This window comes from Pseudomonas sp. RIT778, from assembly GCF_019718735.1.
Classification (GTDB): Bacteria; Pseudomonadota; Gammaproteobacteria; order Pseudomonadales; family Pseudomonadaceae; genus Aquipseudomonas; species Aquipseudomonas aphyarum.
Map to the genome: position 1 here is coordinate 115732 of NZ_JAIHBA010000024.1, position 14365 is coordinate 130096.

Genomic DNA, 14365 nt, shown 5'->3' on the forward strand with positions numbered 1-14365 from the left:
TCCAATGTGGGAGCCAGCCTGCTGGCGATTGGTCCTCAGGCAATCCACTTCCGGTCGCCAGTGAAGCTGATGGTCAGCCAACGCGCCGCGTCCGGTTTGCCCAGCTTCGCGGAAATCTCCTCACGCAGCACATCCAGCTGGCCGACGCTCTGCAGCCGGTAATCCGCCGGCAACACCACATGAATCTCGATGAACCGCGCCCGCCCGTGCTTCTGCACGTAGGACACGTAATCGTCGAAACCATGCTCGACCTTCGCGGCGTCCATCACTTGGCGCACCTGATCGTCCAGCGTGTCCGGCGCAATGCCGAGCACGTCCCGCAGCGCCGGGCCGAGGATCTTGAACGCCGGCGGCAGCATGGTCAGAGCCAGCACGATGAGAATCAGCGGGTCGACGAACTTCGCCCACTCGCCATAACCCTGGGACTTGAGCAGCAACGCCGCGAGGAAACTGATCAACAGGCCCACCGACAGCATCGCGTCCACCAGCCAGCTGATGTTGTCGAACTGGATGAGGCTCGACTTGAGCTTGCGATTGCGGTGCCGGACGTAGAAGAAGTAGGCGAACTCGACAACGGTGAATACCGCCGCGTAGATGATCACCAGCCCCAGTTCGATCTCACGACCACCGTTGATGATGCCGAACACACCGTTGAGAAAAGCGTAGATCGCGATCAACAGCAGGAAACTGCCCTCGATCAAAAGCACCATCGGCTCCAGATGCCAGAAGCCAAACTGGAAACGCTGGTTGCTTTGCTTGGCGATCAGCTTCGCGGTGATCAGCATCAGGACTTTGATGAAGGTTGCGATCAGCGAAAAAAAACCATCGAACAGGATGGACTGGGAACCCGAAACAAAACCGGTGACGATCCCGGCGATCGACACGGCCAACATCAGGATGGTCGATTGTTTGAGCAGCGACTGCTCACCTCGGTTACTCACTTTGACTCCTCGAAAACCTTGAAAACCGCAGGGTGCGGTGGGGTCGTTGAGGAGTGAGTCTACCTTACTGCCAGAATTTGGCCGATTTGCCCTCTTCGCCAGCAGACTGGCAAAGAGGGCAAAACCGTATCAAGCCTTGTTACGCTCGATGGCAAAACCGGCCCAGGTCTGGCTCACCGGCATCAGCTCCAGGCTGTTGATGTTGATGTGCGCCGGCGCATTCAGCACCCAGAAGATGGTCTCGGCGATGTCCTGCGGCTGGATCGGCTCGGCACCGGCGTAGGTGGCGTCGTAACGCGCTTGGTCACCGGCGAAACGCACCAGCGAGAACTCGCTCTCGCACAGGCCCGGCTCGATGTTGCTGACCCGCACGCCAGTGCCCTGCAGGTCGCACCGCAGGTTCAGCGAGAACTGCTTCACGAACGCCTTGGTAGCGCCATAAACGTGGCTGCCCGGGTACGGGTAGTTACCGGCGATGGAGCCGAGGTTGACGATGCCGGCGCCACGACCGTGGGCGATCAGGCGTGGCAGCAACAGGCGAGTGCTGTACATCAGGCCTTTGACGTTGGTGTCGACCATGGTGTCCCAATCGTCGAGGTCGCACTTCGGTGCAGGGTCCACGCCCAGCGCCAGCCCGGCGTTGTTGATCAGGCCGCGCAGCTTGGCGAACGACGGCGGCAGGTTGGCAATCGCCTCCTCCATCGCCTTGCGATCACGCACGTCCAGCACCAGGCCATGCACTTCGGTCTGCTTCGACAGTTCGGCGCACAGCGCGTTGAGGCGTTCTTCACGACGACCGGTCAGCACCAGTTTCCAGCCGGCCTCGGCAAAACGACGGGCACAGGCTTCACCAAAACCGGAGGTCGCGCCGGTGATAAACAGGGTGTTGGACATCGTGTTCTCCTTGCTTCGGCCGCCGGGGCAGCCATTGGAATAGAAAATCAGCGGGCAGCATGCCCGGCCCCGCTTTAACCGGCAACCACCGAATCCTGCTCATTAATTGATCAACGGCCGCTACGCTATACGCGCCGTGGCCTGCAGCCATGTGCACGCACGTTATCCACAAGCCCTTCCACAGTTTCCGGGGGCAAGTGGAAAAGCGCAAAGCCGCGCCACACAAGGCTTTGCGGGCGATCTGGAAAGTTTTTTGCTTGACCCTGAACAACCAGTTGTGCCGGGCAGGGCATTTTGCACGACCGGCCGGTCATGGCCGTGATTGCGCGAGGCCAGCAATTACGGCCCTTAGCCGAGTCTTTCCAGAGTTTAATCACAGACTTATCCACAGGATTGACCACAGCCATCCGCGCTGTTTTGCGCCCCCATAAAAAGGTTGACAAACAGGCCTGCCCCTCAGCAAAAACACACTGATCAAAAAACAACCACAGCGCTGCAAGCCACGGATTCAAAGGCTTTCAGCCAGCTACACCCACGTTATTCACAGCCAGCTCCACAGCAAACGGGGACAAGTCAAAACTGTGGAAAAACAGCCATTTGCAGCGGCTTTATGTCGCGCTTTGGCAGGTTGGCGATTTTGTTTTCCACAATTTCCCGAAAGTCCTGGTTTTCAGTGAACGAGCAAACGCAAAAAAGCCCCGACACTCTCGCATCGGGGCTTGTGGACAACTTCAAACGATCAGTGACCGCCGAGGTAAGCGTTACGCACTTCTTCGTTCACCAGCAGCTCCTTGCCGGTGCCCGTCAGGCGGATCTCGCCGTTGACCATCACGTACGCCCGGTCGGACAGTTTCAACGCATGGTTGGCGTTCTGCTCGACGAGGAAAATGGTCATCCCGGTTTTCGCCAGTTCCCGCAGGGTGGCGAAGATCTGTTTCACCACGATCGGCGCCAGGCCCAGGCTCGGCTCATCCAGCAGCAACAGCTTGGGCCGGCTCATCAGCGCCCGGGCGATGGCGAGCATCTGTTGCTCGCCGCCAGACATGGTCATGGCGCGCTGCGTGCGGCGCTCTTCGAGCCGCGGGAACAGCTCGAACATGCGCTGCATGTCTTCCTTGGCGTACTTGTCGCCGATCGGAATGGTGCCCATCAGCAGGTTTTCCTCGACGGTCATGTCGGGGAACACCCGCCGCCCTTCCGGCGATTGCGCGATGCCATTGGAGGCGATGTAGTGCGATGACTTGTGGGTAATGTCCACGCCCTGATAGAGGATCTGCCCGCCCGCCGCCCGTGGCTGACCGAAGATCGACATCAGCAGGGTGGATTTGCCGGCACCGTTGGAGCCGATCAGGCTGACGGTTTCCCCTTCGTTGATCTGCAGCGAAACGCCTTTGAGGGCCTGGATCGGGCCGTAGAACACGTCCAGATCCTTGAGTTCGAGGATGGGTTGCGTCATACGACTTCCTCTTCGTCGGCGCCCAGGTAGGCAGCGATCACTTTCGGATCGTTACGAATGGCATCCGGTCCGCCCTCGGCGATGACGATGCCGTGGTCCAGCACCACAATGTGATCGGAAATGCTCATTACCATGCCCATGTCGTGTTCGATCAGCACCACGGTCAGATCGTGCTCGTCGCGCAGCAGCCGGATCATCGCGCTCAGCGCTTCGGTTTCCTGAGGGTTGAGGCCGGCGGCCGGTTCGTCGAGGCAGATGATCTGCGGCCGCGTGCACATGGCCCGGGCAATCTCCAGACGGCGTTGCTGACCGTAGGACAGTTCACCGGCCAGACGGTTGGCGCAGTCCACCAGATCCACCACTTCCAGCCAGTAGAACGCGCAGTCCAGCGCGTCGCTTTCAGCCTTGCGATAGCCCTTGGTGTTGAGGATGCCGGCCAGCATGTTGCGGTTGACCCACATGTGCTGGGCCACCAGCAGGTTTTCGAGCACCGACATTTCCTTGAACAGGCGAATGTTCTGGAACGTCCGGGCGAGGCCCGCGCGGTTCACCAGATGAGTGCCGCCGAACATCTTGTAGTACAGGCGACTGGCAAAGTTTTTCGGCGAGACGAAGTCGGTCGGCTTGAACGACTCGCCCAGCAGCTGGATGACGTTGGTCTGCTGGCCGCGCACGTTGAGTTCGATCTTGCCGCCGGAGGCCTTGTAGAACCCGGTCAGGCAGTTGAACACCGTGGTCTTGCCGGCGCCGTTGGGGCCGATCAGGGCGAAGATCGAGTTGCGTTTGACCTTCAGGCTGACGTCGCTCAAAGCCTTGATGCCACCGAAATGCATCATCAGTTTTTCAACAGAGAGTACGACTTCACTCATGGCGCAGTCCTCTCATAGTGAATGGCACCTTTGCGTGGAGTGACCCCGGTACGGCTGATGCGAATCAGCCCGCGAGGTCGCCAGATCATCATCAACACCATCAGGATCCCGAACAGCAGCACGCGGTATTCGGCGAAGCCGCGCAGCAGTTCCGGAGCGACGGTCAGCACGAACGCTGCGATCACCACACCGATGGTCGAGCCCATGCCGCCGAGCACCACGATGGCGAGGATCAATGCCGATTCGAAAAAGGTGAACGAGGTCGGATTGACGAAGCCTTGATAGGTGGCGAAGAACACACCCGCCAGGCCCGCCGTGGATGCACCGATGGTGAACGCCGAGAGCTTGACCAGCACGTGGTTCAGGCCCATCGAGCGGCAGGCGATTTCGTCTTCACGCAGGGCTTCCCAGGCGCGACCGACCGGCATTTTCACCAGACGATGCTTGATGTACAGCACGGCCAGCACCACCAGGAACAGCACCGCATAGATGAAGTAATACTTCACGTCCGGGTTGTAGGCGATGCCGAAGAACTCGTGAAACGGTACCCCGCCATCCTTCGCCCGCTTGCCGAATTCCAGACCGAAGAAGGTCGGCAGTGGCGCCGGCATGCCGTTCGGGCCGCCGGTCAGGGACAGCCAGTTATTGAGCACCAGACGAATGATTTCACCGAAGCCCAGGGTCACGATCGCCAGGTAGTCGCCGTGCAGGCGCAGCACCGGGAAGCCGAGGATGCAACCGGCAAGGCCAGCGGTGATCGCCGCCAGCGGCAGCACGGTCCAGAAGCCCAGGCCGAGGTACTGATAACCGAGCGCCAGACCGTAGGCACCGATGGCGTAGAACGCCACGTAACCGAGGTCGAGCAGGCCGGCCAGACCGACCACGATGTTCAGTCCCAGCCCCAGCAGCACGTAGATCAAACCGAGGATGACCACGCCCAGCAGGTAGGAGTTGGACACGAACGGCACGGCCACGGCCAGCACGATCAGCAGCGGGATGATCCAGCGCAGGCGGGATTTGTGATCGGCAGGCAGCACATGCACGCCGGAACCGGTGCTCTCGAATCCTTCGAGAATGCGCAGGCCCTTGGGGGTTTGCAGGAACAGGCTGAGGGCAAAGCGGCCGGCCATGACGATGGCGATGATCCACGCCACGCGGGTCGGTTCGAGGTTGAAGCTGTAGCCGTCGAGTACCACGCCGACAATCGGCCCGAACACGATCAGGGCGATCAGACCGGCGAGAATCGCCTCAACCAGGCTTTTTTTGACATCAATGGATTTTGTAGTGGTTGAAGACATCGCTTACACCTTCGACACAAGAGGACGGCCCAGCAGGCCCTGAGGCCGGAAGACCAGAACAAGTACGAGCAGCGAGAAGCTGAACACGTCTTTGTAGTCGGAGTTGACCAGGCCCGAGAACAGCGACTCGGAGATCCCGAGGATGATCCCGCCCAACATGGCGCCAGGCAGCGAGCCGATCCCGCCGAGCACCGCGGCGGTGAACGCCTTGATGCCGATGACGAAGCCTGCGTAGAAGTCGAACGTGCCGTAGTTCATGGTGATCAGCACGCCGGCCAGGGCCGCCATCGCTGCACCGATGATGAACACATAGGAAATCACCCGGTCGGTGTTGATCCCCAGGATCGAGGCCATCTTGCGGTCTTGCTGGGTGGCGCGGCACATGCGTCCGAGCTTGGTGTACTTGATCACGTAGGTCAGCAGGCCCATCCCGACGAACGCCGCGACGAGAATGAAGATCTTGGTGTAGGTCAGTTGGACGAAGCCCGAGCCGACGTCGATGCGCCAGGCACCGGTGAGCAGCGTCGGAACACCCTGTTGGCGGGCGCCCTGGCTGATCTGGGCATAGTTTTGCAGAATCAGGGAGATACCGATGGCGCTGATCAGCGGTGCCAGTCGGGTGGAGTTGCGCAGTGGTTTGTAGGCGATGCGTTCGATGACCCAGCCATACACCCCCGTGACGACGATGGTGAAGACCAGTGTGCCGAGCATCAGCAGCGGGAAGGATTCGATACCGAAGTAAGCCAGCAGAGCCAGACTGATTGCCGCGAGGTAAGCGGAAATCATGTAAACCTCGCCGTGGGCGAAGTTGATCATGCCGATGATGCCGTAGACCATTGTGTAGCCGATGGCGATCAGGCCGTAGACCGACCCGAGGGTCAGGCCGTTGACCAGTTGCTGCAGGAAAATACCATCCATAACGCAATCTCACGCAGTGAGAACCTGCACACCCTGGGGCGCGCGGTTCTTCTAGGAAAAATACAGATTTACGTCGGAGCAATGTCAGCCACGACCGGGCTGGCCCCCACAGGTGTTCTGCAGAGGTCAGCCGATCGCGTCAGCCCTTACTTCTGTTTTTCCAGCTGGTGATATTTGCCGTCCTTGTCCCACTGGTAAACCACGTAGTCGGAGACTTTCAGGTCGCCCTTGGCGTCCCAGGTCTTCTCGCCCATCACGGTTTTCACTGGGTTGGCTTTCAGCCATTTGGCAGCGTCTTCGCCCTTGTTGGACTTGGCGCCGTTGAAGCCGGCGGCCAGTGCCTGAACCGAAGCGTAGGCGTACAGGGTGTAGCCTTCAGGCTCGGTGCCGGCCTTGCGGAAGGCATCCACTACAGTCTTGCTTTCCGGCAGCAGGCGCGGGTCGGCGCCGAAGGTCATCAGCACGCCGTCGACGTATTGCGGGCCGCCAGCGGTGGTCACCAGTTCGTCGGTCACGATGCCGTCGTCAGACATGAACTTCACGTCTTTCAGGCCTTCGGTACGCAGTTGCTTGACCAGTGGACCGGCTTCCGGGTGCAGGCCGCCGAAGTAGACCACGTCGGCACCGGCTGCACGGATCTTGGTGACCACGGCGCTGAAGTCTTTCTCGCCACGGGTCAGACCTTCGTACAGCACCGGCTTCACGCCGCGTTTTTCCAGTTGAGCCTTGGTCGCATCGGCCAGGCCCTGACCGTAGGTGTCCTTGTCGTGCAGCACGGCCACTTTCTTGCCCTTGAGCACGTCGACGATGTAGTCGCCGGCCACGATGCCTTGCTGGTCGTCACGGCCGCACATACGGAACATGGCGCTCAGGCCGCGCTCGGTCACTTGCGGGTTGGTGGAACCCGGGGTGATCGCGATGATGCCGGCTTCGTCGTAGATCTCGGACGCAGGAATGGTGGAGGACGAGCAGAAGTGGCCGACCACACCGGCGACTTTCTGGTTGGTGAGGTCCTTGGCGACCGTCACCGCCTGCTTCGGTTCGCAAGCGTCATCGCCCTTGACCAGGACGATTTTCTCCCCGTTGACGCCGCCCGCCGCGTTGACCGCGTCGGCCGCCGCTTGTGCCCCTTTCATGTACTGTTCGCCAAATGCCGCGTTGGCGCCCGTCATCGGACCCGCCACACCGATTTTCACATCAGCTTGTGCAAACGCAGAAACACCCAGCGCAGTAGCCACTGCGAGGGCCAGAAAGCCTTTCTTGTAAAACGTCTGGGACATGAGGTGGTGCTCCAAGGTTTTTTTTAGTTGGCACTGCGACTTCACTTGAATGCTCAGAGCAAGGGCCGTGCCATCGGTTTTTTATTCTTCAAAAAGTCGCTGCTTTCTTGTTATTTCGACTGTTTCGTTCCCATTTTCATTGGGCGTGCAACCGTCTAAACCGCGGAAGGTGAAACCAATTATTTTTTCAGGCGCAACCCGCGCGCGCCATCATTGCAACCGCGGCGCCAAACGACGTGCAACCAGCCTGTAACAGCCCGCGTCACCGAACTGCACACTGCTGGTGCGGTACTGCTACAACCCGCACCATTACAGGCTAGTCGCTACGCGCAAAAGCGCCGCGTTACGCAACAATTTTCAACACTCAAATGACGATCCGCAGGCACTGGCCCGCGTGATACAGCGAGAACCCGGCCTCGTACAGACAACTGCGCAAGCCCACACCCGCCAGGGGCTGCATCGGTGCGAAGGGAATCGGCAACGCCTGAGGATTTCCGTTACACAAGTAATCGGCGAAGGCCTTGCCGACCACGGTGCCGGTGGTCACGCCACGGCCGTTATAACCGGTGACGGCCACCAGTCCGGGCGCCGGCTCGAACAGGCGCATCAGATGATCGGGAGTGAAGGCGATGCGCCCGGTCCAGGTGCATTCCCACTCCACGGGTTTGAGGTTGGGGAAGTAATGCTGCTGCACCCGGTCGGCCCAGGCCTTGAGAAACCAGGTCGGTTTCTGATTGCCGTTGCCGAGACTGCCCAGCAGCAGACGACCATCCTTGTCACGGCGGATGCTGCTCAGCACCTGTCGGGTATCCCACGAGCCCTGCCCCCCCGGGAGGATTTCATGGGCAGCGTCTTCGGTGAGCGGCACCGAAGCGACCTGATAGTAGTAACCGGGGAAGAAGTTACGCTTGAGTTCGGTCCAGTCGCCTTCGGTGTAGGCGTTGGAGGCGATCACTACCTGTTCAGCGAGCACCGAACCCTGCTCGGTCTGCACCGACCATTGCGGCCCCTGACGCTCAAGACGCGCGACCGGAGAGTGATCGAACATCTGCCCGCCAAGGCCGATGACAGCGTTGGCCAGCCCGGTGACATAAGCCATCGGATTGAGCGTACCGGCACGCCGGTCGAGCAACGCGGCGGCAATCTTCTGCGTGCCGGTTGCCTGCTCACAGGCCTTGCCTGTCAGCAGTTCGACCGGTGCACCGCGGCGTTTCCACTGCTCTTCGCGACTGCGCAGATCCGCTTCACCCTTGGCGTTGTGCGCCATGTGCAGGGTGCCTTCGCGGCGCAACTGGCAATCGATGTTGTATTTATCCACAAGGCTGAACACCAGCGCCGGCGCCGCACCGAGCATGCGGTTGAGCTGACTGCCGACCGCCTCGCCAAAGCCGGCCTCGATCTCGTCCGGCGCAATCCACATCCCGGCGTTGACCAGCCCGACGTTGCGCCCGGAGCCACCATGCCCGGCGCGATGGGCTTCGAGCACGCAGACGCTTTTGCCCTTCTCCAACAGATGCAGCGCGGCCGACAGCCCGGTAAACCCGGCGCCGATCACGCAGACATCGACTTTGACCTCGCCCCTGAGCGCCGTGTTATCCGGTCGTTGCGGCGTGAGTTTTTCCCACAGACATTCTTCGCGTAACGGCATTGCCAGACTCCAACAGAAACCTGCCAAACACACCTAAAAGATCGTTCCCACGCTCTGCGTGGGAACGCAGTCAGGGACGCTCTGCGTCCCGAAAGCGAACGCGGAGCGTTCGGTGCAGCATTCCCACGCAGAGCGTGGGAACGATCAATAGCTTTGAGAAAACTGTCAGTCGAAGGTAATGCCCTGCGCCAGCGGCAACTCCAGCGAGTAGTTCACGGTGTTGGTCTGCCGGCGCATGTACGCGCGCCATGCATCCGAGCCCGACTCACGACCGCCACCGGTTTCTTTTTCACCGCCAAACGCGCCGCCGATCTCAGCGCCGCTCGGGCCGATGTTGACGTTGGCGATGCCGCAGTCACTGCCGACCGCAGACATGAATTTCTCGGCCTCGCGCACATCGGTGGTGAAGATGCACGACGACAAACCTTGCGGCACGGCGTTGTTCAGGCGCAGCGCCTCTTCGAAATCGCTGTAACCGACCACGTACAGGATCGGAGCGAAAGTCTCGCTGCACACCACGTCACTCTGCTCCGGCATTTCAACAATGGCCGGCGCCACGTAGTAGGCATTCGGAAATTGATCTTCCAGTTGGCGCTTGCCGCCGAACACCCGACCGCCCTCGCTCAGCGCCTGCTCCAGCGCGTCCTGCATGTTTTCGAAGCTGTGCTTGTCGATCAGCGGGCCGATCAGGTTGCCTTCCAGCGGGTGACCGATACGGACTTTGGAGTACGCAGCTTTGAGGCGGGTGACGATCTCTTCTTTCACCGATTCATGGGCAATCAGGCGACGCAACGTGGTGCAACGCTGGCCGGCGGTACCGACGGCGCTGAACAGGATGGCGCGCACGGCCATGTCCAGATCGGCGCTCGGGCCGAGGATCATTGCGTTGTTGCCGCCCAGTTCGAGAATGCTGCGGGCAAAGCGGGCGGCGACTTTCGGCGCCACTTCGCGGCCCATTCGGGTGCTGCCAGTGGCGCTGATCAGCGCGACACGCGGGTCATCGACCAGCGCTTCGCCGGCATCGCGACCGCCGATGATCACCTGGCTCAAGTGCGCCGGGGCGTCGCTGAAATTCTTCAGTACGCGCTCGAACAGCGCCTGACAGGCCAGCGCAGTCAGCGGGGTTTTCTCCGACGGCTTCCACACCACCGGGTTGCCGCAGACCAGCGCCAGCGTGGTGTTCCACGCCCACACCGCGACCGGGAAGTTGAACGCACTGATCACGCCGACCACGCCCAGCGGGTGCCAGGTTTCACGCATGTGATGGCCAGGGCGCTCGGAGGCGATGGTCAAGCCGTACAACTGGCGGGACAGGCCGACGGCGAAGTCGCAGATGTCGATCATCTCCTGCACTTCACCGAGGCCTTCCTGAGTAATCTTGCCGGCCTCCCAGGAAACCAGTTCGCCGAGTTCGGTCTTGTATTCACGCAGCACTTCGCCGAACTGACGCACCAGCTCGCCGCGACGCGGGGCCGGCACCTTGCGCCATTGTTCGAACGCATGATCTGCGCGACTGATGTGCTGCTCGACTTCGGCCGGGCCTTCCCAGTTCACGGCGCCGATGCGGCTGCCGTCGATGGGCGAATGCACCGGCACTTTGCCGTTCTGGTACAGGGCCGGGTTCACACCTAGACGATCAAGCAATGCGGCAACCATGGGTCACTCCTCGAGCAAAAAACTGAATGTGTGCGGGCGCGTTTTCACGACCGGGCAGACCTTTAGTTGTAGCGTCAGGAAGGCTGTGCAACAAACGACCTTTACGCGAGATATCATTCCGTTTATTCATGCTGCGCAGAAAGACAAGAAAAGGATCGCCCATGCTGAACAAACGCCACTTGCCGTCGATCACCGCGTTGCAGTGCTTCGAGGCCGTAACCCGGCACCTGAGTTTCACCCGGGCCGCCGAGGAACTGAACCTGACCCAGAGCGCTGTCAGCAAGCAGGTGGCGCAGCTCGAAGAATTGCTGCAGCACTTGTTGTTCCGCCGGGTGCGCCGCCGTTTGCAGATGACCCCCGCCGGCGATCTGTACCTGGTGGAAGTCAGAAAAATCCTGACCCAGGTCGAGATGTCGACCCATTACCTGCGTTCCTACGGCGGCGAGACCGAAGTCCTTCGCGTCTCCACGCCCTCGACCTTCGGCGCCCGCTGGCTGGTGCCGCGCCTCAAGGGCTGGCGCCTGCGCCATCCGTCGATTCATCTGGACCTGTGCAACGAGCAGGAAGCCGATGACCTGCTGCAAGGGCGCAGCGACCTGGCGTTCTATTTCGGCCAGGGCTCACGTCCCGGCACCGAATGCCTGAAGCTGTTCGGCGAAGAGCTGGTGCCGGTCTGCGCGCCGAGCAGCCTGCCGGACACTCCGTTGACTGATCCAACGCAACTCACCAATCTGGTCCTGCTGCAGAATGCTTCGCGCCCGCAAGCGTGGCACGACTGGTTCGACAGCCAGGGCTACCAGACCGAACACAGCTACCACGGCCCGCGTTTCGAAACCTTTTATATGTGCATCCGCGCCGCGCAGGTCGGCTGCGGCGTCGCCCTGCTCCCGAGGTTTCTGGTGGAAGAGGAATTGGCCGACGGCAAACTGGTCATTCCCTGGCAGCATGCAATGCCCAGCACCGACGCCTATTACCTGGCCTACCCGGAACACGCGGCAGAAGTGCCCAAGGTGCGGGATTTCGTGAAGTGGATGCTGGAGCAGATCGACAGTCCTGATGCGGTCTGAGGCGCTGCGCCGGGATAAAAATCGCTGGCAATCCCCACCCCGGATATGCGCCACTAGCGCCATTGATTGATACCGCGCCAACGCGCGGCCCGTCTGGAGACCCCGTTATGAGCGAGAGTGTGTTTGCCGATCGCATCGTGCAGAACCTGCTCGACACCGACTTCTACAAACTGACGATGATGCAGGCGGTGCTGCACAACTACCCCAACGTCGAAGTCGAATGGGAGTTCCGTTGCCGTAACAGTGAAGATCTGCGCCCGTATCTGGCGGAGATCCGCTTCCAGGTCGAGCGTCTGGCCGAGTTGAGCCTGAGCGCCGATCAGTTGAGCTTTCTCGAGCGCATCTCGTTCCTCAAGCCGGATTTCCTGCGCTTCCTCGGTCTGTTCCGCTTCAACCTGCGCTACCTTCACACCGGCATCGAGAACGGCGAGCTGTTCATCCGCCTGCGCGGGCCGTGGCTGCATGTGATCCTGTTTGAAGTGCCGCTGCTGGCGATCGTCAGCGAAGTGCGCAACCGCTATCGCTACCGTGAAACAGTGCTGGAACAGGCCCGCGAACAGCTTTACCGCAAGTTCGACTGGCTGACGGCCAACGCCTCGGCCGATGAATTATCTGAACTGCAAGTAGCCGATTTCGGTACGCGCCGACGGTTTTCCTACCGCGTGCAGGAAGAAGTGGTGAACGTGCTCAAGCACGATTTCCCCGGGCGTTTCGTCGGCACCAGCAACGTGCACCTGTCCCGCGAACTGGACATGAAACCGCTGGGCACCATGGCCCACGAATGGATCATGGCGCACCAGCAACTCGGCCCGCGACTGATCGACAGCCAGATCGCCGCCCTCGATTGCTGGGTTCGCGAGTATCGCGGCTTGCTGGGGATCGCCCTGACCGACTGCATCACCACCGACGCGTTCCTCGGCGACTTCGATCTGTTCTTCGCCAAGCTGTTCGACGGTTTGCGCCATGACTCCGGAGATCCGGTGCAGTGGGGCGAAAAATGCATCGCCCACTATCACAAGCTCGGCATCGACCCGATGAGCAAGACCCTGGTCTTCTCCGACAGCCTGACGCTGCCCAAGTCGCTGGAGATCTTCCGGGCGCTGCGCGGCCGGATCAATGTCAGCTTCGGCATCGGCACCAACCTGACCTGTGACATTCCGGGTGTCGAACCGATGAGCATCGTGCTTAAAATGACCGCCTGCAACGGCCAACCGGTGGCGAAGATCTCCGACGAGCCGGGCAAGACCCACTGCAAAGACCCGAATTTCGTCGCCTATTTGCGACACGTTTTCCAGGTTCCTGCCGTTTCCAGCCTTTCTAGCAAGGAGTGAATTCATGCAAGCCGTACAGCGTGAGATTGCTGAACAGCTCAACGTTCAGCCGCCGTTCGCCGATTACCAGGCCCTCGAAGCGGAAGTCGCCCGACGCATCACCTTCATCCAGGATTGCCTGACCAGTTCCGGGCTCAAGACCCTGGTGCTGGGCATCAGCGGCGGGGTCGATTCGCTGACCGCAGGGCTGCTGGCCCAGCGCGCCATGCGTGAACTGCGCGAGCGCACCGGCGACGAGGCCTACAAGTTCATCGCCGTGCGCCTGCCGTACGACGTGCAGTTCGACGAACACGACGCCCAGGCCTCGGTGGACTTCATCGCCCCGGACGAGCGCCACACCGTCAACATTGGCCCGGCGGTGAAATCCCTGGCCAGCGAAGTCGCAGCCTTCGAAGGCAAGCATGCGGTGTCGGTGGATTTCGTGCTCGGCAACACCAAGGCGCGGATGCGCATGGTCGCCCAGTACACCATCGCCGGCGCGGCTCACGGCCTGGTGATCGGCACCGACCACGCGGCGGAAGCGGTGATGGGTTTCTTCACCAAGTTCGGTGACGGCGCCTGCGACCTGGCCCCGCTCAGCGGTCTGGTGAAAAACCAGGTCCGGGCCATCGCCCGCAGCTTCGGCGCACCGGAATCGCTGGTGGAAAAAGTGCCGACGGCGGATCTGGAAGACCTGTCGCCGGGCAAGCCGGACGAGGCGTCCCACGGCGTGACCTACGCCGAGATCGACGCTTTCCTGCACGGCGAGCCGGTGCGTCAGGAGGCGTTCGACATCATCGTCAACACCTACAAAAAGACCCATCACAAACGGGTCATGCCGTTTGCGCCTTGAATCCAGGGCATAAAAAAAGCGTCCTTCGGGACGCTTTTTTTTGACCTTTGTCTCGTCCTGAATAAGGTTTACACCTTCTGGCTTCTTATCAGGAGGGTGCAATGGATTCGGGCGCAAAACGCAGTCAACGCGATTACACGCTGACTTTTAAATTGTCGGTTGTCGACCAAGTCGA

12 protein-coding genes are annotated in these 14365 nt (G+C 60.8%); 3 read left to right on the plus strand and 9 right to left on the minus strand.

The genetic code is table 11. From position 1 onward, the window contains the following. Nucleotides 1-35 precede the first annotated feature (35 nt). The 9 genes from K5E37_RS17960 to K5E37_RS18000 form a co-directional block, all read right to left on the minus strand. Nucleotides 36-941: a cation diffusion facilitator family transporter gene (locus K5E37_RS17960; RefSeq protein WP_221534727.1), complete on the minus strand. Its 906-nt coding sequence runs from the start codon at nucleotides 939-941 to the stop codon at nucleotides 36-38. 129 nt (nucleotides 942-1070) lie between these two features. Beyond that, complete coding sequence (locus tag K5E37_RS17965; RefSeq protein WP_007950653.1) at nucleotides 1071-1835, minus strand: SDR family oxidoreductase; 765 nt, start codon at nucleotides 1833-1835, stop codon at nucleotides 1071-1073. Nucleotides 1836-2574: 739 nt separating this feature from the next. Further along, nucleotides 2575-3291 (minus strand): ABC transporter ATP-binding protein, encoded by a 717-nt coding sequence (locus tag K5E37_RS17970; protein WP_007950655.1) that lies wholly within the window; start codon nucleotides 3289-3291, stop codon nucleotides 2575-2577. Further along, nucleotides 3288-4160 (minus strand): ATP-binding cassette domain-containing protein, encoded by an 873-nt coding sequence (locus tag K5E37_RS17975; RefSeq protein WP_007950657.1) that lies wholly within the window; start codon nucleotides 4158-4160, stop codon nucleotides 3288-3290. The genes K5E37_RS17970 and K5E37_RS17975 overlap by 4 nt, the downstream gene beginning before the upstream one ends. Next, on the minus strand, nucleotides 4157-5458 hold the full coding sequence (livM, locus tag K5E37_RS17980) for a high-affinity branched-chain amino acid ABC transporter permease LivM (protein WP_007950660.1): 1302 nt from the start codon (nucleotides 5456-5458) through the stop codon (nucleotides 4157-4159). Before livM ends, K5E37_RS17975 begins: the two co-directional genes overlap by 4 nt. 3 nt (nucleotides 5459-5461) lie before the next feature. Beyond that, nucleotides 5462-6376: an ABC transporter permease subunit gene (locus K5E37_RS17985; RefSeq protein ID WP_007950661.1), complete on the minus strand. Its 915-nt coding sequence runs from the start codon at nucleotides 6374-6376 to the stop codon at nucleotides 5462-5464. A gap of 146 nt (nucleotides 6377-6522) precedes the next feature. Continuing rightward, nucleotides 6523-7656: an ABC transporter substrate-binding protein gene (locus K5E37_RS17990; RefSeq protein ID WP_192563309.1), complete on the minus strand. Its 1134-nt coding sequence runs from the start codon at nucleotides 7654-7656 to the stop codon at nucleotides 6523-6525. Between the two features lie 364 nt (nucleotides 7657-8020). Continuing rightward, entirely contained in the window at nucleotides 8021-9304 is a 1284-nt protein-coding gene (locus K5E37_RS17995; RefSeq protein WP_221534729.1) for an FAD-binding oxidoreductase, read from the minus strand. Nucleotides 9305-9469: 165 nt separating this feature from the next. Beyond that, entirely contained in the window at nucleotides 9470-10960 is a 1491-nt protein-coding gene (locus K5E37_RS18000) for an aldehyde dehydrogenase family protein (RefSeq protein ID WP_007950668.1), read from the minus strand. A 161-nt stretch (nucleotides 10961-11121) separates the two neighbouring features. Here K5E37_RS18000 and K5E37_RS18005 point away from each other — a divergent pair, with 161 nt between their 5' ends. The 3 genes from K5E37_RS18005 to nadE all read left to right on the plus strand — a co-directional run bounded on the left by K5E37_RS18005 (nucleotide 11122) and on the right by nadE (nucleotide 14190). After that, nucleotides 11122-12027, plus strand: coding sequence for a LysR family transcriptional regulator (locus tag K5E37_RS18005; protein WP_221534731.1), 906 nt, complete (start codon nucleotides 11122-11124; stop codon nucleotides 12025-12027). Between the two features lie 107 nt (nucleotides 12028-12134). Beyond that, complete coding sequence (gene pncB / locus K5E37_RS18010) at nucleotides 12135-13358, plus strand: nicotinate phosphoribosyltransferase (RefSeq protein WP_085608510.1); 1224 nt, start codon at nucleotides 12135-12137, stop codon at nucleotides 13356-13358. A 4-nt stretch (nucleotides 13359-13362) separates the two neighbouring features. Next, a complete protein-coding gene (nadE, locus tag K5E37_RS18015) occupies nucleotides 13363-14190 on the plus strand; it encodes an ammonia-dependent NAD(+) synthetase (protein WP_007950678.1) in 828 nt (275 codons plus the stop codon). Nucleotides 14191-14365: the final 175 nt, after the last annotated feature.

Coding starts and splice junctions, on each gene's coding strand:
- nadE (WP_007950678.1), top strand. CDS start 13,363: ATGCAAGCCGTACAGCGTGAGATTGCTGAACAGCTCAACGTTCAGCCG.
- K5E37_RS17970 (WP_007950655.1), bottom strand. CDS start 3,291: ATGACGCAACCCATCCTCGAACTCAAGGATCTGGACGTGTTCTACGGC.
- K5E37_RS17985 (WP_007950661.1), bottom strand. CDS start 6,376: ATGGATGGTATTTTCCTGCAGCAACTGGTCAACGGCCTGACCCTCGGG.
- K5E37_RS17975 (WP_007950657.1), bottom strand. CDS start 4,160: ATGAGTGAAGTCGTACTCTCTGTTGAAAAACTGATGATGCATTTCGGT.
- K5E37_RS17965 (WP_007950653.1), bottom strand. CDS start 1,835: ATGTCCAACACCCTGTTTATCACCGGCGCGACCTCCGGTTTTGGTGAA.
- K5E37_RS18005 (WP_221534731.1), top strand. CDS start 11,122: ATGCTGAACAAACGCCACTTGCCGTCGATCACCGCGTTGCAGTGCTTC.
- pncB (WP_085608510.1), top strand. CDS start 12,135: ATGAGCGAGAGTGTGTTTGCCGATCGCATCGTGCAGAACCTGCTCGAC.
- K5E37_RS18000 (WP_007950668.1), bottom strand. CDS start 10,960: ATGGTTGCCGCATTGCTTGATCGTCTAGGTGTGAACCCGGCCCTGTAC.
- K5E37_RS17995 (WP_221534729.1), bottom strand. CDS start 9,304: ATGCCGTTACGCGAAGAATGTCTGTGGGAAAAACTCACGCCGCAACGA.
- K5E37_RS17990 (WP_192563309.1), bottom strand. CDS start 7,656: ATGTCCCAGACGTTTTACAAGAAAGGCTTTCTGGCCCTCGCAGTGGCT.
- livM (WP_007950660.1), bottom strand. CDS start 5,458: ATGTCTTCAACCACTACAAAATCCATTGATGTCAAAAAAAGCCTGGTT.